A 26,226-nucleotide genomic window follows, 5' to 3' on the forward strand; every position below is an offset into this window, starting at 1 on the left:
TTTTCCATAACGGACTCCTTATGTTAGGGTTCCATTATCCCCTACCATAAGAAAATGAGGATGTCTACAAATATTAACAATTACTACAACACCTTTGATTTACACCCACATACACTTTAATCCCGGATGCGCTTTAAGCATTTATAAACCCAAAATGGAGAACAAGATTCTAAGTTTTTTAAACCAATACTATAAAAAAACAGCTATGCACAAAATATGCTGCCGACATGAACCACAATTTGAAAAGGGCTCTTTGATCATAAATGTATGTGCTGGCTGCACACGATGCCTGTCCAGTTCGGGAAAACCCGGCCGTTCATCAGGCTGTACGTAATTGCCTTAAAAAAATGAATATTGAAGTTATCGAAACGAAATTCAACCGTACACGCTCTGTCTGCTGCGGTGATGATTTTTACCCAAAACTTCCTCTGGAAAAAGTTCACAAGCTGATGAAAAAACGAGCTGATTCTATGCCTTGCGAAGATGTTTGTGTATATTGCGTTTCCTGCATTAAATCAATGCATATTGGAGGAAAAACACCACGATACTTAGTTGACCTTTTGATGAGTGAGGTTAGTGACCCACAGGTATATGATACCATAAAATGGCATGAGGAGTTACAGGAACACATCGATAATCACTGATAGAGTCGGCTCTTGGACAAAGCCGCTGAAATATCGGAGGGCTTTATTCTTCGCTTTAAAAAAACATTTATTGAATCTTGCATTGCGCTTTTATAATATTTTTCCGCACCGGCTCAGATTTCAAAACAGGCAGGGCTGGAAGAAGTAGTGCGGGGTGACCTGCCTTAAGGTCCGGGTAAGAACTAACAAGTGAAATCCGGGTTTTCTATGATAGAAAAGCTACCCAAGACTTTCTCTGTCAATCCGTGCCATCAAATCTTCAGGATTCCCAAAACATACATTAGCGAGATTTGCTATAAAATGGTTATAATTTATGCTACTAAGTTCAACTTTTGATATCAATTTATCAAGATGCAAATTCCCCTGGATTTTTTTACTTGCTTAAGCAATGCTGATATGCAATTCAGCAGATATAAAGAGATAGTTGCTCCGGATAATACTGTTCTATATATTTAGAACCTTTGAACAAAAGGATAATAAAAAAATGACCCTGTTTAAAATAGATTATGAAAGATGTGACAAGGATGGGCTTTGTGCACTTGACTGCCCTGCAAAAATCATTGAAATGAAAGAAGAAGGCCCGGTCCTCATGAAGGAGGCAGAAGAATTCTGCATCCAGTGCGGACATTGCGTGGCTATATGTCCCAAAGGAGCTTTTCACCTTGAAACTATTTCACCGGAAGTCTGCCTGCCCATTCAAAAGGATTTAATTTTAAAACCTGAACAGGCTGAACACTTTTTAAGATCCAGGCGGTCCATCAGGGTGTATAAAAGGCAACCTGTGCCAAAGGATCTGTTTGAAAAGGCGCTTTCAATTGCATGCTGCGCACCGACTGGCAGTAACAAACAACCGGTGAAGTGGCTGGTGTTTGACAAAAAAGAGGATGTTAACGACATTGCCTCCCATGTCATAGACTGGATGAAGTTCGTTCAGGAAAAGCATCCTGAGATCGCTTCAACGATGAATTTTGACAGACTCATCGAACAATGGAATTTAGGTGTTGACAGGATATGCAGGGATGCTCCTCAGCTTGTCTTTGCCTATGCATCCAATGAGTTCGGAAGCGCCTCTGCCGACTGTCATACTGCCCTTGCCTACCTTGAACTGGCCTTACCGTCATTGGGCCTGGGAAGTTGCTGGGCAGGGTATGTCAATTATGCTGCCGCCCAGTGGCCGGGTCTTTCAGAAAAACTGAGGCTGCCTGAAAATCATTCCTGTCATGGCGCGCTCATGGTTGGAATACCAAAAATAAAATATGCTAGAGCACCTAAAAGAAATGAGCCGGATATTACTTATTTCATAGGCTAACGGTAATGATTTTTATTAAATTGCGACGGACGTCCATGTCCGCCTTAAAGCGTAAATAATTATTGATCCTACCCAGTTACTTAGACGTTTAGTTAAGCTAATTTCAAATTTGAGATAAGTTTCTTTGGTAAAGTATAATGATCCAATGGCTAACCGCAAGAAGACGCTCAAGATATCATTAATATCAAATCTTGATGAAATTTTTGAAGTTCTGGCAGAGCAACATCCACAGTAGCGATGATAAAATGCTCTGTCATCCCTGTCACAAACCTACCACCCGGCAACTCACACGCCAGGCGTGAGCGGTTCAGATAGCTGCTTCAGGCTCAGCCAAATTTTCATAATCGCATAGCAAGCGGAAGGCGATAATTCCGCTAAAAAGATCAGGTAATATTTCTATCCAATGATGGCACCCTGTGATTTCAACAGGGTCTGAAGATAGGCCACATCAATCTGCCGAGGCGCTTCTTTATTTTTTACACAAATGGCGGCGGCCAGACCTGCTGCATGTCCCATGGCAAAACAAGGGCCGGAAACTCTTAATGATGACTGCGCAACGGAATCAGTGGAAATACAGCGACCGGCCACTAGTAGATTGTCCACTTTTTTGGGGAGCATGCTCCGGTAAGGAATCTGGTGATACCCACGCCCGGGAATCCATGACCATTGCGTCTCCCGGTCAAAGGTATGGCGTTCTATCGGCCAAGCGTTGCAACCTATAGAATCTGAAAAATCGGTGCCGCCCATTACGTCATCTTCTCTGATTACGTATTCACCTTCGATTCTCCGCGTCTCACGAATGCCTATTTCAGGGGCCGACTCGATGATGAAACTATTTTCAAAACCGGGAATTCTTTTCCTTAAGAACTCGGCATACAACTCCACCTGCCGTCTGCCTTCGATCTCTCCGTAGGTCAGATCATCTGCATCGACACCGTCTATGGGCAAACCTTCTCGGCTAATCCGGGTCATATTCGCTCGCCAAATTCCGTGGTCCGGTTGGGGTCGGACAATTACAGAAAGTCTTGGAAAAGGATTGCCACTTTTGGTTTCCGCTTCCATCAGCCGACTCTTTATTTCCGGTATACCATCGGTTTCCGCTTTTTCGCCATCTACGCCACCTATCAGAAACATGGTGGTGGGCAATTGCATGAATCCAGTTTTATCGCCCTTATGATACGGGGCTCCGGCAAAGGCGGCTAGGTCCGCATCGCCAGAGGCATCAATGAAAATTCTACCGGAAACAGCCTCACGTCCAGACTTGGATTCGGTTATGACCGCCCGTATAATTCCGTTATCGGCAATCGTCCCCGCGACAACGCGGTGAAGTTTTAGTGCAACGCCGTATTGGGTCAACAGATGGTCTGCAGTGCGTTTGAAGGCAAACGAATTATAAGGGAATACGGCCGTTTTACCACCCATGGAGGCTTGTGCTTCCACTGCCCGGCCGGATTTTACCAAAGTGTCGGTAAAATCCATGGAGATCCCCTGCACTGTTCGGATGGGAACTCCTTTTTCCATTCTGTAAAGTCCGCAGAAATTGGTGACGCCCGCCATGGTGCCAGCACCACCGAGAAATCCGTACCGTTCGATCAGCAGTGTTCTTACTCCCTCCCTTGCGGCAGCGATGGCTGCTGTGATACCGGAGGGTCCGCCTCCCACTACCACCACATCCGCATCTGCCACTACATCGAGTACACGTGAAGGTTCGACAAACGTTTCCAATCTTTTATCCTTTGTGATAAAGGGTTGAGGCATGTTTTTTTTTCCTTTGTGAGACAACAAAAGCAATTAAAAGCGGCATGACGCCTGCAACGGAAAATACTGGGTCTGGTACAATCAATGCAATGGCGGAAAGAAAGAAAATGATCCTGTATGGATAGAGGAGCCTGACAAAAAACCAGCCAACCAAGCTGGCAGCCAGAGCGGTAATACCTATTATGGCCGTGATAGATTGCAGGATAATTTCTGTTATGTTCCCCTGAAGCAGGATTCCTTCTCCGTAAAGAAAGACAAATGGAACGATAAAACCTGCCAAACCCAGCTTAAAAGACATGAACCCTGTTTTCATTGCGTTTGTGTTAGCTACACCACTGGCAGCATAAGCGGATATGGCAACAGGTGGCGTTATAAAAGAGATGATAGCGAAATAGAAGATGAACATGTGAGCAGCCAAGGGAGATACACCCATATCCGTCAGGGCTGGCACACCCAGTATCGCCGTAATGATATAGGCAGCCGTGGTAGGAAGCCCCATTCCCAATACGATACAGGCGATCATGGTCAGAAGTCCCCCTAGCCATAGGATACCGCCTGAAAGATGGACCACCATCTGAGTAAACCGGACACCTAACCCGGTTAAGGAGACAATACCGATGACTATACCCGCTGTAGCGCACGCCATTGATACCGGGACAGCTGTCTTCGCCCCAACTTCCATGGCCGCCAGAATTTCCCGCCATGGAAACCTTTTCTCCCTGTATACGATGGAAACCGAGGCCGTAATTACAAGAGCGATGATGCTGTAGAATCCAGAAAGCATTGGCGACAGTTGTTGGATCACGAGCAGGTAAATCAAAACAGCAAGGGGAATAAGCAGATGCGCTCCTTTTTTGAGAATATTTCCTGCATGGGGAATTTCATCTTTTTCAAGAATCTTGATGTCGCTTTTCATCGCCTCGAAGTAAACCATGCAGCCCACAGAGAGAAAATACAGAAGGGCTGGTATAGTTGCTGCTATGGCGATATTGACATAAGAGACACCCAGCATTTCCGCCATGACAAAGGCGCCGGCTCCCATCACAGGCGGCATGATTTGTCCCCCCGTTGAGGCGACTGCCTCGACAGCGGCCGCAAACAAGGGAGAATATCCGATTTTTTTCATAAGGGGAATCGTGAACGTTCCGGTAGTTACCACATTGGATACCGAAGATCCGGAAATACTTCCCATCATGCCGCTGGCCACCACTGAAGTCAATGCCGGCCCTCCACGAATGCGGCCTGTTAAAGCTATAGCAAGATTGATGAAAAACTCTCCGGCTCCAAGCTTGTCCAAAAAACCGCCGAACAAGATAAAAATGATCACAAAAGTCGCCGAAACGGCCACAGGAATACCGAAAATACCCTCTGTAGTCCAGACAAGAGAACTCACCAGCCGACTGATGCTGTAGCCCTTGTGAGAGATGAATTCGGGCATGTACGGGCCGAAGATCCCGTATGCAATAAAAATGACTGCCACCACCACGATGGGCATGCCCACTGAACGCCGAGTACTTTCGAGAATCATCAGGACCAGAGCGACGCCTATTAAGGTCTCTCTTTTTGTGGTTCCCATGATCCCTCTATCCAAAACGGCTTCGGGATTAAATTGAAAAACCATGTAAATACCGAGGCAGACAACAATTAAGGCAAGCATCCAGTCGATTACCCCCAGTCGGTCCGTTCCGGCTCCCGGAGAAAAACGATAAAAAAGAAAGCAGATAAACAGAAGAATCATGACGTGTATGGAGCGTTGGTGAAGTGGAGAGAGAACCCCCGACCAAGCCGTATACAGATGAAATCCTGAAAGAGACAGGCCCGCAACCCAAACCATCCATTTTGGAAATCCCATAAGATTTCTTTTGATTGTTTTTTTCATATGCACCTACTTTATTGTCATGTGGATCGGATCGCCCGGATTGCCCCAATCCGTAAATGGAATGGACAAGGACCCAACGACGTTTTTTACGATCAGTTGTTGAGGTTTCGTATACGCAATTCTCGCTCTGATTGATTCCTGCAGGTTTTTTTTCGGATTTCGTATGTTGGAAATCCTTATGCTTCGATTTCCGACAGTAATTTTTCCTTCATATCTCTGGTCCCTGAAATCATAGGTGTCGTCAATATAAACTACTTCATGAGGCAGGAATCCGTTTTGACGAGGAAGAAAAGTCTCTTCCACCCATTGCCTGTCATAAGAGTGAAAGAAACGGATGGTAATCGTTTCGCACCCCCGGATGTCGATGGTATGGCATTGATTGGAATTCCCGTTATGAATGAAAATCCATCCTGCGGCTGGGTCTCCCGAAGAAATCCCCCATACGGAGGGGATAAGAAAACAATATAAAATAAAGCCGCAGATAATGGATTTTCGCATACTTAATTTTTTCACCTGTTTAATAGATTAGAAGGGATGCCCAGACCCTTTTCCATGTAGTACTTTGCTGCACCGGGATGCAGCGGAATGTTGATTCCTTTAACTGCATCTTCCAGCAGGGTGTATTTTTTTACCGCCGGATGTGTGTTTACCCACTCTTCGGCATTCTCCCATATTCCCTTTGTGATTCTATACACCTGGTCTTCGGTCAGTTTGGATTTGGTACTAGTGTACATGATGATTCGGCTTGTTGGCGTGAACCCGGCCTGATCGATATTTTTATATGTTCCTGCTGGAACTTCCGTCTTTGAATAATAGGGGAATTTTTTGTAGAAATCTTCGTCTCCGATGGAGATCATCTTCGCCTTGAAGGTTGTCGTCAAATCCAAGAGCGCTGCAGATTTCAGCGGATGGGTAATCACAAAGGCATCCAGGGTGCCGTCTTTCAGTGCTGTCACCATTTCAGGGTTAGACATGAACTCCGGTTTTATTTTTTTATAATCCAACCCGTAGTAGCCGAGAATCTTTTGGGCGACCCGTTCACCACCGCTTCCAGGAGCCCCCACACCGATCCTTTTTCCTTTGAAATCAGCAACGTTGCTGATCGAGCTGTCAGCCGCGGTAAATATCTGGACATAAGAAAGCAAGGTGCCAAAAACAGACTGCAGCGAGGTGACTGGTCGCTCCTTGTATTTTCCCTCGCCGTGATAAGCCAGCAAAGCGACTTCATTTTGAGATATTGCCCAATCCACATCCCCGTTAGACAGGTTTCGAATGTTTTCAATTGAGGCCGCGCTGGATTCAGCATTGGCCTTGATGCCGTCGACATGGCGGTTGATGGTTTCCGCCAAGGCCGTCCCGAGTGTGATCAGATCGTAAATGGCCTCATTTGTCTTCAGCAGTCCGTCGTATTTTATATTTTTCAGCTTCTGGATAGCCGACTGGACATTCTCCTCGCTGAACAGATACTCACCGCCTTTATAACGAATGCGGTTTATTTCTTTGAGCTGGTTGCGAAGAATCGATTCCAATAAAACATTGGATGTTCGATTCTGCCTTTCGATGAGTGCTTCTGCAGGTGTCAAAAAGTCAAACCCCAGGCCAATCAAAAGCTGCAAAGCCGGGATTTGAGAAAGATGCTTTCCATTGATCTGAAAGGGTTTCATGGGGTGACCCCCAAGGCATGCCAATAAGGTTTGAATCCCGATTCCGCAATATTCGCAATAAGCGTCAAGAACGGCTCATAATCATTTTTCGTATGGGCTGTATCCAGGGCCTCGTAATATTCCAACCGCTTTTCCACAGGCAGAACAACAGCTGGGAACCCGCATTTCATCAATTCCAAATTCATCAGCAACCGTGATGTTCTGCCATTGCCGTCCACAAAAGGATGGATTTTCACAAATTCAGCATGAACCCGGGCCGCCCGCTCCACCGGATGGAGAGATGCCCCTTCGGTTAGATACCAGTTGATAAACCGTTGCATGTGGCTTTCTACATGCAGGGCATCTGGCGGAACATGATCGGCACCCGAGATGATGACATTTGTCTTTCTATAAACACCCGCATTTTTGTCATCAATATTTTTCAGGATCAATTGGTGAATCGATTTAATCTGCCATTCAGACAGAGGCTCATTTTATTGACAAGATCCTCAACAAAAAAAATGGCTTCCCTGTGGTTGATCGCTTCAAAGTGCTCCCGCATGGTTTTCCCGCCAATGGTGATCCCTTCCAGAGCGACCTTGGTTTCTTTCAGTGTAAGCGTATTGCCTTCGATAGCGTTTGAATGATAGGTCCAGCGAAGCACCAAATCCTCATGAAGATTGATTGCAATTTCAGAGGGCAGAGGATGGAAGGAATCCAGTTTTTGTTTAAACTGATCAACTTTTTTATATTTGTTCATAGAGCGGGGGTAAGATAACGGGAAAATCCTTTATCTGATTCGGACTTATGTGTGGAACTGCGGTTTCTGTTTGGACTCCTTTCACATACTGTTCAAACCTATGACTTCTTATAAGCATGGGCAGGAACTCAATATGCAAACTCTTCTCAGCTCTCAAACGTGCAACACGTTGAACAAGCAGAGACGGAGTATCTTCATCTGTTATGATTGACGCTTTTAAGTCAGCTTTTACCCAAGTACGATCCATAGCGATCACAAAATCATCCACAGCAAGCGAATATCGTCGAATCTTATTGTCCACCGGGCCATCCCAGCGTTTGAAACCTTCCCACCGGATGGAGCCTTGGACCACGTTATCGCCCCGCAATAGACGAATTGCTGTTTTACCCTCGGAGTATTCGGTACTTTTAAAAGCGTACCCAGACAACAATTCGATGTGGTGACCAAGCGTGTCTTTTTTCCAACCCTCTCTCATCGCTGAATCTCCATAAGCTTCTCAGCCATCTTCACCCGCACTGCTGCCAGCTCTTTTTCCAATACGTCAATCTCCTTCTGCACCGCATCGATGTCGATCTCTTTTTCCTCCTCAAAGGTATCCACATAACGGGGAATATTGAGATTAAAGTCGTTTTCCTTGATCTCGACAAACTCAGCCGCATGGGCGTATTTTTCCTCTTCGGCCCGGGTGGTATAGGTCTCCATGATCTTGGCGATATGCGCTTCTGAGCGGGCTGTTCAGGGTGTCGCACCATTCCACCCGGGCGCTGTCAAAGCTGTGCAGGAACATGCAGCGGGGTAAAGAACTCTCCGGCCTTCTTTCCGGAGTCGGAGGCAAAGCGCTCAATCAGGTAGCTGTAGGTATTGCCGATCACATCCTCGGAAACGAGGCTGGGCTTCATGCTTAGCTGGGGCTTGTTGAAGTCTTCCAACAATGTTTTCAGGCGTTTATTCCGATCCTTGGTCCGCCCGAGGTTGGCCTCGCTGTTAACGTCGATATTGCGGAACACCCCCTTCGAGTTTGCTCTTGTTGCTCTCTTCAATGTGATCGAGCACGATGTTGATCAGCTCACCGATGTTGGCGGCGGACCGGCGCTCATACAGACTGTAATAGGTGGCCGGGAATTCATCCAGAACCTTGTCGATGCCGGTTTTGTTATTCTTTTCGGTGAGTTTCACCACCGGGAGAACAAAACGTTCACGCTCGAGCTTTCGGCGGATACGGACATCATCATCGCCATACTGTTTCTGGTACTCTTCATAGTGGTCCTGCCATACATCGGAGATATATTTCACAAACAGCATCACAAGGATGTAGTCTTTGTAATGCGCCGGATCAACAACGCCCCGGAAGGTGTCACACGCCGCCCATGCAGCGTTGTTGATGTCTTTCTGATCAATCTTACTGCTCATGTTTTATTCTCCTTTTGCAAACTGCATTAGTACGGTTGAAATGTATTGTTCCCGCTTATCGGAAAGCTGTTGAAGCAGGGTTTGTTCCCTCGCGATAAGCGTGGCCAGCGCTACGATGTTTTTCTGTTTTTCCAGACTTGGCAGCGCCACCTCCAGATTTTCAATCGCCTGCTTGCTGATCATTTTCTGAACCGTTCCCTTGGCCCGGCTGGTCAAAAAAATCAGCGCATCCCGCTGGCTGATGTACCAGTTCAGATACTCTGGCAAAACCAAATCTTTCTTCGTCACCAAAAAAGACGGTGGATAGACCTGAGTATAAGACAGCGCTTTTATGTACATCGCCCGACAGGCACACCATGGTGTGCCTGTCGGGACAATGGATATACCCTTATAAGATCAGTGATTCTGAGGCCAGGGCGGCAACGGTTTCGACGGCTATTCCCAGTTTAAAATGATCGGAAAGTTCCCCCAGCTGTCGTTTGCAGGACAGGCATGCCGTGGCCAGATGGGTCAGGCCGGTGGCCCGCATCTGGTCTGCTTTGGGTTTGCCGGTAATCATTCGCTTGCCGTTACTGGTGCTGTTCTGCAGGAGACCCCCGCCCCCCCCGCAGCAGATGGCATCTTCCCTGTTGGGGGTCAGTTCCACAACCCCCTGGCAGACAAGGGCTAACAATTCCCTTGGGGCATCATATCCCCCGGATTTCCGGGAAATATTGCAGGGATCGTGATAGGCAATCTTATAAGGATGTGTGCCGGGATCAAATTTGAGCACCCCTTTTTTTGCATATCGAAGGATGAATTCAGGTATGCTGATCACTTCAAATCCAGGTTTTCGTCCGATGATCGTTTCCAGAAGATATTTTAATACATGATATCCATGACCGCATTCCGACAGTACAAGGGTCTCGATACCAAGTTCTTCGGCCGGTTCAACCACCATCAGGGCCATTTGTCGGATAACGTCGTCCTTGCCCACAAAATATCCCCAGTTGGTTACATCTGTATGGCGGGCAGACAGGGTCCAGGACTCTTTTGTGGCATAAAACAGTTTTGCCATGGCCGTCAAATGGAGGAGACTGGCGCCAAGTTCCCTTGGATTGGGAAGGTAAAGCAGTTTTGCCCCTTTTATATCATGGGGAATCTCGGCCCGGGGGTCTGCCATTTCATCGGCAAATTCTTCACTGACCCATTCAACGGTTTCCACAAATTCTTCTCGGGTCAGGGCGTTGACATCTCCCAGTTCAAGACGATTTTGAATCCCTTTTTTAATGTCATGAGGGATTTTTTCATCGGCAATGGCAAGGCTTCTGGCCTTGGTGACCACCTTGTCCATGGTGATTCCCATGGGGCACGCCTGGGTACACCGGTTGCAGATCAGGCAGTCCCAGAGCATATGGCTGTTTACCAGGTGTTCATCCAATCCCATGGCGGCCATGCGGATAATCTGACGGGGCAATGGGCCACCTTCTCCGTCAAACCAGGTGCACCTGGAACTACAGGCCCCGCAGGTGAGGCATTCGGAAATATTATACCCCCGGGGTAACGGGGTCAACAGGTTATACAGGACAGCGTCTTTATCGATATTTGCATGATCCATAGTGGGTTCCTTTATTCTTGTGCCTTGGAAATAATCCGTTCAAATTTTCTGGTTTCATTGGCTGCCACCGGTTCCCAAACTACTTTGGCGGCGGGCAGGCCTGGAACACTTAATACCTTTTTAACGCTGGCTTCGGCAACGTGGCTGCCGTCAACAGACCGGCAGTTTCCGTCGTGGCAGCCGCTGACAATCACTCGTTCGGCCCCGTTTAAAAGGGCTTTGAGGATCACGTCGCTGCTGACCCTGCACGCGCAGGGAATGGGAATCAAATTAATGGGGTCCGCCAGGACAAGATCGTTGGCGGCAAGGGCAGCCGACCGTTCACAGGCCAGGATGACGATGGTGTCTTTTTTTACCTTCCGGGCCATCTGGTCATTGGTCAGTTCTTTTGATTCAATGGCATAGGCCGGGCAGTTGGATACGCAAAGGTGACATGAAAAACACGACTCCGGTACAATCTGGGGCCGTTTTTTTTCATTCATGACAATGGCTGCGTGGGGGCAGATCCGGAGACAGGTCAGGCACTGGGCACATTTTTTTTCATTGATTTCAACCCCGGGGTCTGCCCCGGGCACATCAAGGGATGAAGCGGAAAATGTCGATAATATCTCAGCGATTTCATTGCTCAAATCCTCCGGGTCTGTTTCGTCATGACCGGAACCGGCAAAAAAGATGCCGTTTCGAGGGGATCGGGTCAACCGGTGACGGGTGTTGGCAGATTGCAGAAAGCCTTCCGTGTCCAGGGGCTGCCGCAAAAGGGCAGCAACGGCTTTAAATTCACTGGCCGGCCGGATGACAGGGGGCAGTACAAGGCCGTCACAATGGAGATGCAGTGCAATGGAGGGCAGGGTGGCTTCTTTGAGGGTAATTAAAAAGCCGTTGCCGGAATCCTGGATATCAATATCATCCGGGTGCTCAAATCTGAAAAAATCTACGCCCTGCTGTCGTGCGGTATCGTAAAGGCGCTGGCCGGATGCACCATGGACAAGCATTTTGTTCATGATGATGGCACTGTTTTTACCCAGGGCCTTTGCTCGAATGGCCAATTCCAGGGCGAGTCGGGCCGATGATTTGTATTCAGGGCCGGCATAATCCAGGAGGATGGCCATATGATCCGGGCAATCCGTTGGTGTTTTGTCAATGATTTGGGCCATGGCTTCAAGGCTTAGGGATTCGTTGGCAAGGGTCGCTATTTTTTTTAATGTGGCGGCCGGTTCAACTGCGGCAATGATGGCAGCACAGGCAAGGATCTTTTTTTCTTTTCCTGTGCGATAAAAGAGGGAAAAATTTCCCCCAGTGCCGCTGATGGAAATGATGTTGCTGTCCTTTAAAACAATGACAGGGGTTTCCTTTGACAGACCGGTTCCCGGTCCGAAAAGATAGGTAGGATACCCTTTTGAACAGATCATCCGGGCGGTTTGGTCTGCCTGGGCGCCGTTGCCCAACACGGCAATGGCCGGTTGTTTGTCCGGGGTCACCCCAAGGTCGTCAATGACCCTGGCGGCAGCAATCCTGCCATCCTGTTGAGCGGAAAGAATATCTTTTGGTCCCTTGGCGCAGCCGGCGACGAGAATATCCTGTGACGGGACCATGGCCGGGTCTGTATTGAAAAAGCCCCAGGAATTGGGGTGGATATCCAGCAGGCCGCAGGTGGTCTCAAGTTCCCGGGACGGCAGCATCCCAACCGAGAGAACAATCAGGTCAAAGGCCCTGGTAACCCGGGACTGGGTCTCTTGGTCTTCGGCCACGATGGTCAGCATCCTGGTATCCGGATTTTCAAGAATTTCGGCAGGGACACCCTGAACCAGGGTGATATTTTTAGAGAGGGCGGTGAACATTGGCCTGGCCTCTTTTCCAATGATTTGAAGATCCATGTGGAAGAGGGTAATATCGGCCTCCGGGTAAAGATATCCCAGTTTGTTGGCATGGCGCATGGAAATTTTACAGCATACCTGGGAACAATAATCTCTGCCCTGTTCACGGTTCCTTGACCCCACGCACTGGAGAAAGGCAATCTTTGGATTTGGTTTTCCGTTAAACAATCCTGAAAGGGTCTCTTGTTTCAGCCGGGTGTTCAGCTGGGCCGTGGTAATCACATTTTCATGGGTATCTGCGTGAAGGGAAGGAATTTGAACAGGATCAAAGGGGGAAAATCCTGTGGCCATGATGATCTTTTTTACACCAAAGGTCTGCTGATTCTCCAGACCCACCTCATATCCCTGATGGTTTTGTTGAATGGTGTTAACCCGGGTATTGAGGTGCAATACCACATTTTTTTGTTTCAGGACCTGATCTGCCATCTCACAGCTCAGACAGGCACCGCAGTTTTGGCAGGTGTCGGTGGCCATACAGGCCCACATGGCCGCATGGCCGCCCAGGGTGGGTTGTTTTTCCACCAGGTGAACGATAACTGCCTTATGAGCAAAGGTTTGCGCTGCAGCCATTCCTGCAACGCCGCCACCGATCACCAGGATATTCGGGATGTTATTTTTCATATAGAACTCCAGTATTCATGGATACGGGTTTTGAAAAAAATGATCACTGAGTTGAACTGAAGAAGAATACTATCATATTCCCGGATTAAAAAGAAATGAATTTCATTCAGTTGTTTGTCAACAAAAACCGATATTTTTTTTTCCGCTTAGGACTGCAGATGCGTCAAAGGGCAAGTAATTTCGTTCAGCTTATAAAATTTGCGGTCCTTAAACCGGTGAAGTATGGTATACCGTAAAACGTCAGAAAATAAGGGCAGTGGGACAATGATTGACCGGGTCAAGAGAGGAATGAGAAGATGCTCATCGTCATTAAAATTTTAACCCTTTTATGGTCCATCAATCTTATGCCGGTTCTGCTGGCATACGCTTTTGAGGAAAAATGGGATACGCCCCTGGACCAGGGGATGCGTTTCGTCGATGGAAAGCCGTTACTCGGCAGTCATAAAACCCTTCGCGGGGTGTTGGGGGGGATTATGGCCGGACTGTTGACCGGATTTGCCCTGGGAATGCCCGTGGCGGTGACGGTATCGGCCGGTATCCTGAGCATGTTTGGTGATAGTTTGACCAGTTTTATGAAAAGACGGTTTGATAAGTTTGATGGTGCTGATGTCCCTGTTATAGACCAGCTGTTTGAAGGGGCATTCCCTTTTGCTGTCCTGGCACCGGCCTGTACATTGGCGGTTTCCACTTCGATTTTCACCATATTTATTTTTGTTGTTACTGCCTATCTTGGGTCTCGATTTTTAAACCGGGTCCTGCGGACAGAGCCGTGTGCCGATTATTCCAGGAAACTGAGAACCAAAATACGGTTCAGGGAATGGCGGGCATGTGAGACCATTGAATATCCGTACCATCCCGTTATCAATTTTGAGCGCACCCTTTATTATCACTGGTTCATGAAAACGGTTTTCAGGGCCACCGGCCTGTATGAACGCGGCAAACGAAATGCACTGGATTTACAATTGCGCACCCTTACATTTGAGTTTGATACGTTGCCCGCGGGGTTTGATAATTACACCATTTTATTTATTTCAGATCTTCACCTTGACTGTCTGGAGGGCCTTACCCAGAAAACCCTGGAGATTGTGGATGGGCTTAAGCCTGATCTGTGCCTTCTGGGAGGGGATTATCGAACCGAATCCTGGGGCTCTTTTTCAACGGCATTGTCTCATTTGAAATACCTGCTGGACCATATACAGACAAGGCAGGGAACCTATGCTGTTTTGGGGAACCATGACTGTCTTGAAATGGTCAGTCCGTTAAAAGAAAAAAATGTGACCTTCCTGGTAAATGATACGGAACGCATTGAAAAAGACGGGGATCAGATCTGGATTGCCGGCGTGGATGATCCGTATTATTTTGAGGGCCAGGATTTGGCGGAAACATTTGCCCCGATACCGGACAATGGGTTTACCCTGTTTGTCGCCCATACGCCCGGAATTTATAGGGAAGCCGCGGCATACGCCCCCCAGTTGTATCTTTGCGGCCATACCCATGCCGGACAGGTACAGGTTCCGTATTTCGGGCCGGTGATTACCCATTGCAATGTGCCCAGAAAAATGGTGCATGGCAAATGGTCTTATAACGGAATGCAGGGATATACCAGTTCAGGGGTCGGCACCTCCGGGGTCCCGGTCAGGTTCGGCTGCCGGGGAGAGGTTGTCCTCATGACCTTGAAAAAAATCCCATCGTTTGCTCAACGATCATATTGACTTTTTTTGAATTTTTGTTAAACCAGTAAGCCTTTGAACATAAATGGAATTTTATAATTTTATACAAAGGGATTCCACTGTGGAATCTTTATTTTACTAAAACAATGAAATACGCATAAGAAAATGTCACAGATTTTTTTGAAAAATATCGGTTTAAATGGTGTGACAAAAGGGGATAAAATGGCTAAACGTGTTGTTATCGTCGGAGCGGTGGCCCTGGGACCCAAGGTGGCCTGCAGACTGAGACGGCTTGATCCTGAAGCCGAGATTACGGTGGTGGACCGGGACAATTTGATTTCTTACGGGGGGTGCGGCATTCCCTATTATGTGGGAGGGGATATTGCAGACATTGAAGGGCTTTATTCCACCTCATCCCATGTGGTGAGGGACCCTGAATTTTTCAGGGCCTGTAAAGGCGTTAAAATCATTCCCAGTGTTGAGGCCACGGGCATCAACCGGCAGGAAAAAAAATTGGATGTTCGCTATCTGGCAGATGGGAAAACAGAAACCCTGGAATATGACAAACTGGTAATCGCCACAGGGGCAACCCCCTTCAGACCGCCGATTCCCGGGGCCAACCTCCCCATGGTCTTCACCGTGTCAAACCTTCATAATGCCCAGGAAATCAAGGAGAAAATTGCCGATGGTCAGGTGGGAAAAGCCGTGGTCATCGGTGCCGGTGCCATTGGCATTGAAATGGCGGAAGCCCTCACCGATCTCTGGGGTGTGGAAACCACCATCATTGAAATGGCAGATCAGGTGCTGCCCGCAGCCCTGGGAAAGAATATGTCAAAAGTGGTGGAAAATCAGCTTGAAAAGAATGGGGTAAAGATCATTCTGTCTGAACGGGTGGAACGGATTAACAGTGACGAAGCGTCACGGGTCACCTCTGTGGAAACCAGCAGTGGCACCATGGACTGTGACATGGTTGTGATGTCTGCGGGCGTCCGGCCCAACACACAATTTGCGGCGGATTCAGGGTTGGCAGTGGGCCGTTCCGGTGCCCTGCTGGTGGACCGATGCATGAAAACAACCGATCCCCATATTTATGCCGGGGGCGATTGTGTAGAACTCAGAAACCTTGTGAGCGGTGAAAACATGACCATGCCCCTGGGGTCCCTTGCCAACCGGCAGGGCAGGATCATTGCCAATAATATTCATGGCCGGGCCAGCCAGTTCAAAGGAACGGTGGGCACGTTCTGCATCAAAGTCTTTGACATGGGGGTTGCCACAGCCGGGTTGACCTCTGCCCAGGCCACAGCCAATGGATTTGATCCGGTTCATGCCATTGTTTCCCAGCCGGATCGTGCCCATTTTTATCCGTCCGCCCAACTCATGTTCATCAAGCTGATTGCAGACCGGAAAACCAGGAAAATTTTAGGCATTGAGGCCGTGGGGGGCCAGGGCGATGCCATCAAAGCCCGGGTTGATGCCATTGCCCCGCTGTTCCAGGTCGGCCTGGATGTGGATGATGTGTGTGTGCTCGAAACCGGGTATGCCCCCCCGTTTGCCTCTGCCATGGATATTATCAATAATGCCGGCAATGCACTGGATAATATCCTGGAAAACCTGAACAAGCCCATAGATGTCATAGATTTTGTTGAAAAGTTTAAAAATGATGAGATCCGGGTGCTGGATGTCCGGGATACCATAGAGGCAGAACCGTTTGTTGAAAAATATCCGGATCGCTGGCTGAATATCCCCCAGTCTGAACTGAGGGAACGGCTGAATGACGTCTCCAGGGAAGAGCCGATTTGCCTGGTGTGCGGCACCGGGGCCCGTTCCTATGAATGCCAGACTATTTTCATCCAGAACGGGTTTACCAATACCATAAATATTCAGGGCGGCCATGCCATGATTCGTATCATTGATCCTGAATTTATCTAACCCTGTCGGGATAAAGAAAGAAGACAAAGGCCCCAAAGTATTTCTTTGGGGCCTTTCAACTCAACGTCGGGTGTTCATTGATAAAAAACAGGGGCATTAATGGTTAACTTGAATATTGTATTATTAGAGCCGGAAATTCCTCAGAATACCGGAAATATTGGTAGGACCTGCAATGCCATGGGCGCTGGTCTGCATTTAATAGAGCCGTTGGGATTTTCCATAGAGGATAAATATTTAAAGCGTGCCGGGCTTGATTACTGGAAAGAGCTGAATGTCAAATGTTACCGGGATTTTGAGGCGTTCCTGAAAAAAAATCCCCGGGGGCAGAAAGTTTTTATCTCAAAAAAAGCGGACAACAGATGCGACCGGTTTTGCTATGCGCCGGATGTTTTTCTGATTTTCGGCAAAGAGTCAGCCGGATTACCGGAAGCACTGCTGCTGGGAAAACAGGACACCTGCGTAAGGGTTCCCATGTCAGCGCACACCCGGTCCTTAAATCTGGCCAATACCGTGGCAATCCTCAGTTATGAGGTGATGCGGCAATACAATTTCACAGGGCTTAAGACCGATGGCGGATTTTATCATTCTGCGGCGGAATAGGGTGGGATGGTTTAAAGGGGGAACGGTTATTGCAATGAAAATTTAATGGCGGGTTCTTTAACGCCATCCGGAGTCAGTTGTCCCGGATCATTAAAGGACCGGTTTGATGATGTCGATGACTATGTTACTGCTGAGTGGCAGCAGGTGTCGCCACCCAACCTTTTGGAGTAGAATATATGGACAAGAAAACCAATGGCGCTCATGTGACCGAGGCGCCTTTGAAAAACGATTTTTCAGAATGGGACCTCTCTCCGGGACTTGACCCCTTTTCAGGAGATCTTCTCTGGTCGCCTCCTGTTCCCCGAAGGGGGGGGTGGTCAGTGTCCTGGTCTGACCTCATGATGACCATGTTTGTTTTTTTCGTGATCCTGTATGTTTACCAGTCCGGCAGCAGGGAGCTTCAGTTTGGGCCCGGCCCGGGGCAGAACACGGTCTCGGATTCGGGTTCCGGGAAACTTGTTGAAATGAATCTGAACTCCCGGCCATCGGAAATTTTCAACCAGACGCGACAGGCCATCTTGAATGAGTTTGTGACAGGTGCCAATGTGGACCTGGTGGAAGACAGGGCTGTCAGGATTTCCCTTGCCGGAGACCTGTTCTTTGACCTTGGACGGGCAGATCTCAAGCCCGAAGCCCGATGGCGGCTCAACCAGATTGGAAAAATTCTCCGGGAAAATTTATTTGTCGTGAATGTGGTGGGTCACACCGACAGCATGCCGAATCATTCGGACCGCTATCCCACAAACTGGGAGCTCTCAACGGCACGGGCATGCCGGGTGGCCAGATATCTGATTCAAGAGGCGGGCGTGCCTGAAGAACGGTTTTTTGTGTCCGGCCATGCCTGGCTTCAGCCGCTGATGCCAAATACCACAGCCTACAATCGTTCCCTCAACCGACGGGTCGAAATTATTTTAATGAAGGAGAGACCCTTTGCTGAGACCAATTCCAGCCTTGGGCTTCCATCCAAAAGCAGGACGGTGAACAATGGATGATGGTAACGCCCGCTCTTTTTGGGCACATGGTAAAAAAAATATTTTCGGGTTGATATTTTGCCTGGTCCTTTTTTGCATGGGATTTATCCTTAACGGTCACACCGGGCTGTATGTGAATTTGTCCGGTTTTATCATTGTCGTGGGCGGCACCTTTGGCGCCACTTTGATCAGTTACCGAATGGAGCGCCTGGTGATTCTCACCAAGGTGTTGTCTGCTTCCTATCTCAAAGAACTGAGGAGTCCGGATGTGATTGTTGAAATTCTAGTGGATCTCTCTGTCAAGCGCAGGATCAAAGGTCTTTTGTCCCTTCAGCGCGATGAAGGGGAGACAGCCATCGTTTTTTTACGTCAGGCAATCGGGTTTATGGTGGATGGCTTTTCCCAGGCCCAGATTCGGGAGGTCCTTAATGCCGAGATGTATTTTTTCAGGATGCGGCGGGATGAAACCGGCAGGGTGCTCCAGACCATGGCGGATGTGGCACCCGCCTTTGGACTTGTGGGAAGCGTTGTGGGACTTATCGGTATGCTTTCAGGCGTTGGAGATTCTGCCGTGATCATGTCAACCGTTCCCATTGCCCTCACATCCACCCTTTACGGGATCGTTTTATCCAATTTTTTTTTCCTGCCCTTTGCCGCCAATATCCGTGAGAGAACCGTTCAGGAACTCATGCTTCAAAAGATCATCACTGAAGGGGTGGTGGCCATTGCAGGGGATCTGCATCCCCGGATACTGGAGCGAAAATTAAAAGCCTTTCTGACCCCCTCTGCCAGAAAAGGGGACCTGATTTCCTTTGAGAAGATTCGAGAACGGTTTGAACTGCATGGGTCAGAGGAAGAGCTGAACGGGATCGAACAGCCCCTTGGCGGTCCGGTTAAAACGTCGGAAGCGCCTGAAAAGCAGCCGGTCTGACAGATGGCAGTGTCATCCTGGGAATGAAAAAAGAATCTGGTTTATGGTTTTACAAACCCGGGATCTGTCTTATAATAAATGAATTATACCATTTTTTGGAGAGACATATCATGCTAGTGATTGGCAGTTATAACGAACTGGTTGTTGAGCGGGAGGTGGAGTTTGGATTTTACCTCAATCCCAAGGAGGATGAGGTGCTGCTTCCGGCTAAATATGCCCCCAAAGGGCTGCGTCCGGGAGATACCCTTCGGGTGTTTGTGTACACGGATTCAGAGGACCGTCCCATTGCAACGACCCTGACGCCCCTGGCTGTCGTGGGTGATTTTGTCTGCCTCCAGGTCAAGGATATTCAACCGTTTGGTGCTTTTTTGGAATGGGGGCTTGAAAAAGACCTCCTGCTGCCCAAATCGGAGATGCCGAGACCGGTGAATCCGGGAGACAGGGTGGTTGTAAAGGTCTGTCTTGACACCACCACCAACCGGGTCTATGCCACAGCACAATTGTCCGGGCACATTGAGAAGAACCTGGAAGCGCTATCCGAGGGAGAGCGGGTCGACCTGATGATCTACAATATTACAGACCTGGGCATCCAGGCATTAATCAATAACCGCTACAGCGGCATGCTCTTTCACAGCGACACCTTTGAGCCGCTCTGTGTGGGGGAGAAAACCGTCGGGTATATCCACCACATCAAAGAGGACGGCAAGATCGATCTTCTCCTGAAAATGCCCGGTTACGGATCCGTGTCCGACTCCGCCACCCGCATACAGGACCGTCTCAAAATCGAGGGAGGGGTCATTCCCGTGAATGACAAGAGCTCTCCGGAAATGATCAAGGAGTGGTTCTCCATGAGCAAAAAAGAGTTCAAGCGAGCCATTGGCGGGCTATACAAAAACAGGATCATCCGTATCACCGATACGGGTATCTGTCTGATCAACCCGAATGAGACGGCAATCAACACCCCCCCGGAATCCTCACCCTGGGAAAAGGCAATGAAAAAGCGGTCCTGATCAGGGGGAGGGGCTTGCTTTTACCACCTCAGTCATCCGCCAAATCCTTCACTGCTGCGGATAGCATCCGCATTCAACCGGCCCTGGACATACAATGAAAGTGCGGCAATGGCCTTGTCACACACCGTGAAAACCGGGATGTTATTTCCTATGAGGGCATCCCTCAACGGATCATACAGACGGCCGCCGTCAACAATGGTGACAATGGGGGTGTCACAGGTATTGGTAATGTCAATAATCTGGTTTTTAATACTGTGTTCATGGTGCATGTCGAAGTGAGATCCGGGGGTGTTTTCCAGTGTTTTCATGGCCGGTGACAGCGGATCAAGGCTGACGACAACCGCATCAACACCTTTATCTTCGGCCAGGATGCGTGTGATTTGGGCATGGGCATCATCATCTGCAGCCGGATTGATATCCAGGGGATTGGCCAGGGTGACAAAGGCATCCAGTTTTTTTTCTTTTAAAATAGTTGCCACTTTTTCCAGGGTGCTGCTTTCAAGGCGGGCCAGCTGCATGTGAAAATCATCCGATTGGATGGAGTCTGCCATACCCACGGCTTCAAAGCCGGCACCGCTGACGGCAGCCAGGCGGTTGCCCTTGATGGTTTTTCGATTCAGGGTTTCGGCGAGCACCACCAGCTCCTGGAACTCGGAAAAGGTCCGGGCAATGATGGCTCCGGCCTGGCCCACACAGCTTTCACACACCATGTAGTCCCCGGCAAGGGATGCGGTATGACTGGAGGTGGCAGCCTTGCCTTCAATTGTCCGGCCGGCCTTGTAGAACACCACCTCTTTTCCTGAAAGTACAGCCTGCCGGACGGCTTTGCAGAACTCAAGACCGTCGAGGTCATTGAATCCTTCCGCATACACGGCAATGACATCCACTTTGTCGGATGTCTTAAAATAGTGAACCATATCCCCCAGGGTCAGATCGGTCTGATTGCCCATGGAGATCATATAGGCCGGTCTCATTTGAGGATACTGGTGACTTCTGTGAAGCATGAACGCACCGCTCTGACTGATCAGGGCTGCCCGGTGAAATGTGGAATGCCGCTGCTTTGGCAATTTTTCTTCGGGTATGAACCAGGTGTCATAGCCGCCTGGTTTTGAAATCACCCCCATGCAGTTGGCACCAAGGAATACCGGGCCGCCGTCTATTGTGCCATGGGCCTGGTCTATCTTTGCCATGAGGGTTTGAGCCCGGTCCTTGCTGTCATGGGTTTCTCCCATGCCGCCGGGAATGAGCATAATAGTATCCGCCGCATCCAGACGGATGAGGTCGTCCACCAGATCCGGCACCTGGGCCGCCCCCACGGCAACGATGAACAGGTCCAGTTTTTGCTTCTTTTCCTGTTTCAAGGCCTCAAGGTTCGGCAGGCATCGAACGCCGTCAATCTCTTCTACCCCTTCCCGGAAAATCAGGGTGTTCTCTTTGCTGAACCCTTCTGCCAGGATATTGTCCAGGATGATCCGTCCAAAGTTTTTCCGGGTTGAGGAGACCCCGATAATACCGATGGATGCCGGGTGCAACAGCTGGTCGATTTTTCCCACAGGCCGTCTTGTGGCAATTTTTTGCCGTGTGCGAAATCTGCACAGGCCGTCCAGGGGCACCATGAGGTAATCACAAAAGGCAAAGGGATTGATTTCAAGCTCTTCAATGACAAAAGGGGCATCCGGGTTGGTCTGGGAATAAAAATTACCCATGCGGATAAAGGATTCAAAGCATTCAATGAGCTGTTCATCCGTGACGATGCGATGCTGCCCCCGGGTCAGCCCGGTGAGTTTCCGGTAGGAAATGGTCTGCTTGAACAGCTGGAAAAAGGTCTGACCGTCGTTCATGGCAACCGATGCCGCTACAATGGCCTGGCCTTTCCTGAACCGTTTGGCATAAATTTCCGTATCCGTCCCCCCCAGTCCCGCACTGATGATGGTGCCAAATTCCCGGGTATACCGGAGCCCCACGATGAGCTCGTTACCAAAGGTATCGGAATCCGGCGGCATGAACTGAACCTGCAGAATTCCCTTTACATCCCTGCTGATGGCAGCCATCAGCGCTTCTCCGGAAAGGCCGATGTACGGCTCCGGTGCAGACTCAGGATGCGCTTCGATCCAGGTGGCATAATTTTCAGGCACTTCGTAGAACATCCGCCTTACCGCAGAACGGATCCGATTGGTTTCTTTTTTAACGATCCGTACACCGCCCACCTCTGTTTTATGGATGATGAAGGGGGAAACAATTTTGAGGACGGTTTTTTCACCGGGCAGGGCATTCAATGCCTCATCCGATGGGCGGGAGCCCCGGGGAATAAAATTGCATTGGGGCGGGGTTTCAGCCCCGGATTTTGAAAGAAGGGAATATACCTCAAATTCGTATAAGGATTCCCGGCCCTCTTCATGGGCTGCTGTCAGCAGCTGGGTGATGCTGTTAAAATCAATGGGTAAATCCATGGGGGTTTTTCCTGTCTTAAGGTTATATGAGGGTGATACCGGCATTGAATGCCGCATAATTGCTGTTCCAGATAGCCGGTTTCGGGCTGATGTTTTTCAATGCCTGGAGCCAGATTTCTTTCGGGATGGTCCTGAACGGTTCCAGGGCGCTCAATGCACCGAGCATGACCACATTGGCACTTCTGCCGGCATCATCTATACACATCTGTTTGAATGGGTTCATTCTGAAGATTCCTTTATTCGTGTCACTAATTCAGTTTAAGGGTATAAATTAAAAGTCATACTTTTAATAGCAAAGATCGGACGGTGTTGTCAATACGGGAAACAAAAATTTTTGATACACATTTTTTAATGTTTTATAATAGTATGTTAAAGAATATTCGCCCCTGTAAAAAATAAGATAGTATAATTTGTTTTTGGACATATCCATTGTAAATTGCAGCAAAAACTGCTTTTATTATTGTGTTTTCGCCGGTTTTTTTCAAATCGGCACTATAAACCGCGTTAAAAAGTTCAAATACTCAGTAATTTTTTAAAAAAATGATTTTAAATAAGTTAAAGGTAATACTTATTAAAATTTAATGGAACCATCTGATAACAAAAAGAATTATAACTAATCTCCATTGTTATCTGTTTAAATATATGATATAAACAGATCGTTAATATGGAAAAGGTTCTACAAAACAACCATCTTAACCCCAAAAAGGACCGCATGAACCAGCCCACAAACACCCGAAAACAGTTAAAGCCAACACCACCGAGGTTCCAGGAGATTGTTGCCCGCCTGAAGAGAGATATTCTTCTGCAACACTACCGTCCGGGGGATGCACTGCCAAAAGAAGAAACCCTGGCCAAAGATTTCGGTGTGGGGCGAGCCCTTGTCAGGGAAGCCCTGGGGGTGCTGAAAGCACAGGGCTATCTTGAGGCAAGGCGAGGCAGCAGCGGGGGGACATTTGTCTGTAACCTTCTTCATTCCCAGGGTGTCACAACGCTGCTGGCGGACTTGATTGTTATGCGGTCAATGACCATTAAACATTTGTGTGACGTCAGGATTCTCATCGAACCGGAGGCTGCCCGGATGGCAGCACTTGAAGCCTCTCCGTCCCAGTTGCAGCAACTGGGGGATTTGCTGTATAAAGGCCAGTCCGCCAAAACCGTTCGGGACCGAATTAATTTTGATGTTGAGTTCCATACTCAGATCTGCGAGCTCAGCGGCAATCCTTTCTTCGCTCTTCTGATGCGGAGCATGATGGAATTTTTGCAGCAGTTTTTGCAGGTCCTGGATGAGCCTGCAACCTATTTGCATGACAAGGATATCCATGGTCTTCTTTATGATGCCATCTCATCAAGGGACCATCAGCGGGCCTATGAAAATATGTATGCCCATGTGGTGATCATGAAACAGCGGTTCTGCGATCTTGAAAAGGATTTTTTAAACATCCAGACCACGAACCTGCAAAAGTAGGGTCATTTGTCTGACATCCAAATCATCCCTTCTATTAGGTTACTCCTCCTGCAGCACAGGAGAAGATTCTTTATAATAATAAAACCGGCGGTCTGGTATTTGGTGGTGGTGGATTTTTCATTCCGATTCGGTAGTGCTCTTCTGTATTCTTCCTTTTCCATCTGACCCGCTGCATCAGCGGCCAGTTTCTTTTTCCAGAAATGATAGTTTTCAAAAATATCTCCGGCATAATCCAGGGGAACATCGTCGGTTTCGATACGATTATCCTTGGTTTTTTTTACAGAGATCCATTTTTCCCCGTCATATGGATTGTTTGCTTTGCAATCCAGCCGTTTAAATGAAAGCCATGGATTTTCGGATTTCCTTGCCATGCAGGCATGGATAATAAGTTCGCTGCAACTGATGATATCAAGCACTTCAATGGCACGCATCAATTCATGGGGATTTTTGGCACAAAGGGTTTGCGCTTCTGCTTCATTTATTTCAGAAAGATATACCAGGCCAATTTTCATCAATTCATCTGTTTTTTTATCACCGCAATAGTCCTGCATCACCTTTGCCACACCTGCTGCAAGTTCTTTCCAGTTGATGCCTTCATCTCTTCTCACAGGCGCATAAATCCGCTGCTTTTCATGATCGATCTGGGTTCTGTCAGGTTCAGCCACACCGATTGTCTCCGTATAAAGTGCAGCACATTCTCCTGCCCATCTTCCCGTGCTTGAGGCCTGGGCAATGCCAATTCCGTCAAAAAGCTGCTGGCCTGCGGCAAAAAGGCCTTCAATGCTTGACTGAAGGTTCCAGTCATGGAGAAGACCGCCATATCTTAACCGCCGCCATCCAAAAGGTGCATCTGCCATCTCATAAGATTGCAGCAGATCTTTATCAGGATCAAACCCGGCCCGTGTCAGATTTCTGTATACTGGCCATGTATGCCCTTCCTGTCCGACCATGAGTCCGAATATAGCCCGTCGTTCATGCTTGGACATGGCGGGAAGATCTGCATACAGCGGCAAAGAATATTCCCCATTTTTAATCCTTTCATCCAGATCCGGTATCAACTGAGGCATGGCAGGGGATTTCCCTTCAGCCCCGCCGAGAACAAGAGAAAAAACCCCCTGGCCATCTTTGGGAATCACTCTTTCCGATACCGACTCAATGGGGATACCGTTTTTCCCGATCCAGGGAATTATTTTCCCCTTTGAATCAACGATGGAGCAGGGATACCATATTGCAAAATTAGAACCACTGCCAAACATGGTACTGTGGATACCTGTACTGCCACCCCACTCTTCATGGCTTGAGGCTTCCATGCGCAAAAATCTGGCCCCCGCCCGGTAGGCCATGGCAAAGCCGTTCCCTGCATTGGTGGGCGGACCGTCTCTTCCGACAAGTCCGGTATGTTCCGATGAAAAAATCCAGATTCTTTCCGGTGTGGCCATACATAAGGCACAAAGCCATTAATAAACCGACCATTTTAAAAAAAGTTCTAAAAGCAGAATCAGCTATAGACAGCGCAACTCGCAACATATATGATCATCATGAAAAATACTAATGAAAGGATTTTTTTATGACAGGTCATATGGAAATTACGAAAGAGCAGTTGATACAAATTACTCCAGAAATGAAATATTTTCTAAACCAAACACGAAAAGGGTTGAAAGGAACAGAAAGAAGACAATTTATGGCGCATGTCGTGTCACTTATG

At 48.3% G+C, this 26,226-nt stretch carries 26 protein-coding genes; 10 read left to right on the plus strand and 16 right to left on the minus strand.

Features of this window, described 5'->3' with window-relative positions; all coding sequences use genetic code 11:
- Positions 1-263 precede the first annotated feature (263 nt).
- Together Q1Q15_RS23285 and Q1Q15_RS23290 are read left to right on the plus strand one after the other, a co-directional pair.
- Complete coding sequence (locus Q1Q15_RS23285; protein ID WP_300465048.1) at positions 264-644, plus strand: hypothetical protein; 381 nt, start codon at positions 264-266, stop codon at positions 642-644.
- Between the two features lie 484 nt (positions 645-1,128).
- A complete protein-coding gene (locus tag Q1Q15_RS23290; RefSeq protein WP_300465049.1) occupies positions 1,129-1,953 on the plus strand; it encodes a nitroreductase family protein in 825 nt (274 codons plus the stop codon).
- Positions 1,954-2,349: 396 nt separating this feature from the next.
- On the opposite strand, the gene Q1Q15_RS23295 is transcribed toward Q1Q15_RS23290, so the two are convergent.
- The 13 genes from Q1Q15_RS23295 to Q1Q15_RS23355 all read right to left on the minus strand — a co-directional run bounded on the left by Q1Q15_RS23295 (position 2,350) and on the right by Q1Q15_RS23355 (position 13,495).
- Positions 2,350-3,711, minus strand: coding sequence for an FAD-dependent oxidoreductase (locus tag Q1Q15_RS23295; protein WP_300465050.1), 1,362 nt, complete (start codon positions 3,709-3,711; stop codon positions 2,350-2,352).
- Positions 3,683-5,590 carry a TRAP transporter permease gene (locus Q1Q15_RS23300; protein ID WP_300465051.1) on the minus strand — a complete coding sequence of 636 codons (1,908 nt, stop codon included), beginning with the start codon at positions 5,588-5,590 and terminating at the stop codon, positions 3,683-3,685. The genes Q1Q15_RS23295 and Q1Q15_RS23300 overlap by 29 nt, the downstream gene beginning before the upstream one ends.
- Positions 5,591-5,596: 6 nt before the next feature.
- Entirely contained in the window at positions 5,597-6,088 is a 492-nt protein-coding gene (locus tag Q1Q15_RS23305) for a hypothetical protein (RefSeq protein WP_300465052.1), read from the minus strand.
- 11 nt (positions 6,089-6,099) lie between these two features.
- Positions 6,100-7,254, minus strand: a complete 1,155-nt coding sequence (locus Q1Q15_RS23310; RefSeq protein WP_300465053.1) for a TAXI family TRAP transporter solute-binding subunit — start codon at positions 7,252-7,254, stop codon at positions 6,100-6,102.
- Complete coding sequence (locus tag Q1Q15_RS23315) at positions 7,251-7,685, minus strand: Fic family protein (RefSeq protein WP_300465054.1); 435 nt, start codon at positions 7,683-7,685, stop codon at positions 7,251-7,253. Before Q1Q15_RS23315 ends, Q1Q15_RS23310 begins: the two co-directional genes overlap by 4 nt.
- Positions 7,682-7,993 carry a hypothetical protein gene (locus Q1Q15_RS23320; protein ID WP_300465055.1) on the minus strand — a complete coding sequence of 104 codons (312 nt, stop codon included), beginning with the start codon at positions 7,991-7,993 and terminating at the stop codon, positions 7,682-7,684. Before Q1Q15_RS23320 ends, Q1Q15_RS23315 begins: the two co-directional genes overlap by 4 nt.
- On the minus strand, positions 7,980-8,468 hold the full coding sequence (locus Q1Q15_RS23325) for a hypothetical protein (RefSeq protein ID WP_300465056.1): 489 nt from the start codon (positions 8,466-8,468) through the stop codon (positions 7,980-7,982). The genes Q1Q15_RS23320 and Q1Q15_RS23325 overlap by 14 nt, the downstream gene beginning before the upstream one ends.
- A complete protein-coding gene (locus tag Q1Q15_RS23330) occupies positions 8,465-8,707 on the minus strand; it encodes an N-6 DNA methylase (RefSeq protein ID WP_300465073.1) in 243 nt (80 codons plus the stop codon). Before Q1Q15_RS23330 ends, Q1Q15_RS23325 begins: the two co-directional genes overlap by 4 nt.
- Before the next feature lie 53 nt (positions 8,708-8,760).
- The gene (locus Q1Q15_RS23335) at positions 8,761-9,000 is read right to left on the minus strand and encodes an N-6 DNA methylase (RefSeq protein ID WP_300465057.1); all 240 of its coding nucleotides are present in this window, start codon (positions 8,998-9,000) and stop codon (positions 8,761-8,763) included.
- Complete coding sequence (locus Q1Q15_RS23340) at positions 8,978-9,403, minus strand: type I restriction-modification system subunit M N-terminal domain-containing protein (protein WP_300465058.1); 426 nt, start codon at positions 9,401-9,403, stop codon at positions 8,978-8,980. Before Q1Q15_RS23340 ends, Q1Q15_RS23335 begins: the two co-directional genes overlap by 23 nt.
- 3 nt (positions 9,404-9,406) lie before the next feature.
- Positions 9,407-9,670 (minus strand): restriction endonuclease subunit S, encoded by a 264-nt coding sequence (locus Q1Q15_RS23345; RefSeq protein WP_300465059.1) that lies wholly within the window; start codon positions 9,668-9,670, stop codon positions 9,407-9,409.
- A 121-nt stretch (positions 9,671-9,791) separates the two neighbouring features.
- On the minus strand, positions 9,792-11,000 hold the full coding sequence (locus Q1Q15_RS23350; protein WP_300465060.1) for a (Fe-S)-binding protein: 1,209 nt from the start codon (positions 10,998-11,000) through the stop codon (positions 9,792-9,794).
- A gap of 11 nt (positions 11,001-11,011) precedes the next feature.
- A complete protein-coding gene (locus Q1Q15_RS23355) occupies positions 11,012-13,495 on the minus strand; it encodes a hydrogenase iron-sulfur subunit (protein ID WP_300465061.1) in 2,484 nt (827 codons plus the stop codon).
- 296 nt (positions 13,496-13,791) lie between these two features.
- On the opposite strand from Q1Q15_RS23355, the gene Q1Q15_RS23360 reads away from it, so the two are divergent.
- The 7 genes from Q1Q15_RS23360 (at position 13,792) to Q1Q15_RS23390 (ending at position 20,606) form a co-directional block, all read left to right on the plus strand.
- A complete protein-coding gene (locus Q1Q15_RS23360; protein ID WP_300465062.1) occupies positions 13,792-15,207 on the plus strand; it encodes a CDP-archaeol synthase in 1,416 nt (471 codons plus the stop codon).
- A 180-nt stretch (positions 15,208-15,387) separates the two neighbouring features.
- Positions 15,388-17,094, plus strand: a complete 1,707-nt coding sequence (locus Q1Q15_RS23365) for an FAD-dependent oxidoreductase (RefSeq protein ID WP_300465063.1) — start codon at positions 15,388-15,390, stop codon at positions 17,092-17,094.
- Between the two features lie 99 nt (positions 17,095-17,193).
- Positions 17,194-17,694, plus strand: coding sequence for a tRNA (cytidine(34)-2'-O)-methyltransferase (locus tag Q1Q15_RS23370; RefSeq protein WP_300465064.1), 501 nt, complete (start codon positions 17,194-17,196; stop codon positions 17,692-17,694).
- Between the two features lie 45 nt (positions 17,695-17,739).
- Complete coding sequence (locus Q1Q15_RS23375; RefSeq protein WP_300465065.1) at positions 17,740-17,865, plus strand: hypothetical protein; 126 nt, start codon at positions 17,740-17,742, stop codon at positions 17,863-17,865.
- Positions 17,866-17,870: 5 nt separating this feature from the next.
- Positions 17,871-18,686, plus strand: a complete 816-nt coding sequence (locus Q1Q15_RS23380) for a flagellar motor protein MotB (protein ID WP_300465066.1) — start codon at positions 17,871-17,873, stop codon at positions 18,684-18,686.
- Positions 18,679-19,596, plus strand: a complete 918-nt coding sequence (locus Q1Q15_RS23385; protein WP_300465067.1) for a MotA/TolQ/ExbB proton channel family protein — start codon at positions 18,679-18,681, stop codon at positions 19,594-19,596. The genes Q1Q15_RS23380 and Q1Q15_RS23385 overlap by 8 nt, the downstream gene beginning before the upstream one ends.
- Positions 19,597-19,706: 110 nt before the next feature.
- Positions 19,707-20,606, plus strand: coding sequence for a S1-like domain-containing RNA-binding protein (locus Q1Q15_RS23390; protein ID WP_300465068.1), 900 nt, complete (start codon positions 19,707-19,709; stop codon positions 20,604-20,606).
- Between the two features lie 32 nt (positions 20,607-20,638).
- Here the strand turns inward: Q1Q15_RS23390 and Q1Q15_RS23395 are convergent, their stop codons facing one another.
- Complete coding sequence (locus tag Q1Q15_RS23395) at positions 20,639-23,056, minus strand: acetate--CoA ligase family protein (RefSeq protein WP_300465069.1); 2,418 nt, start codon at positions 23,054-23,056, stop codon at positions 20,639-20,641.
- 22 nt (positions 23,057-23,078) lie between these two features.
- Positions 23,079-23,279, minus strand: coding sequence for a 2-oxoacid:acceptor oxidoreductase family protein (locus tag Q1Q15_RS23400; protein WP_300465070.1), 201 nt, complete (start codon positions 23,277-23,279; stop codon positions 23,079-23,081).
- Between the two features lie 489 nt (positions 23,280-23,768).
- On the opposite strand from Q1Q15_RS23400, the gene Q1Q15_RS23405 reads away from it, so the two are divergent.
- The gene (locus tag Q1Q15_RS23405) at positions 23,769-24,521 is read left to right on the plus strand and encodes a FadR/GntR family transcriptional regulator (protein ID WP_300465071.1); all 753 of its coding nucleotides are present in this window, start codon (positions 23,769-23,771) and stop codon (positions 24,519-24,521) included.
- A gap of 2 nt (positions 24,522-24,523) precedes the next feature.
- On the opposite strand, the gene Q1Q15_RS23410 is transcribed toward Q1Q15_RS23405, so the two are convergent.
- Positions 24,524-25,960: a hypothetical protein gene (locus tag Q1Q15_RS23410; protein WP_300465072.1), complete on the minus strand. Its 1,437-nt coding sequence runs from the start codon at positions 25,958-25,960 to the stop codon at positions 24,524-24,526.
- Between the last annotated feature and the right edge of the window lie 266 nt (positions 25,961-26,226).

Origin of the sequence: Desulfobacula sp., from assembly GCF_030145145.1 — a bacterium.
Taxonomy (GTDB): domain Bacteria; phylum Desulfobacterota; class Desulfobacteria; order Desulfobacterales; family Desulfobacteraceae; genus Desulfobacula.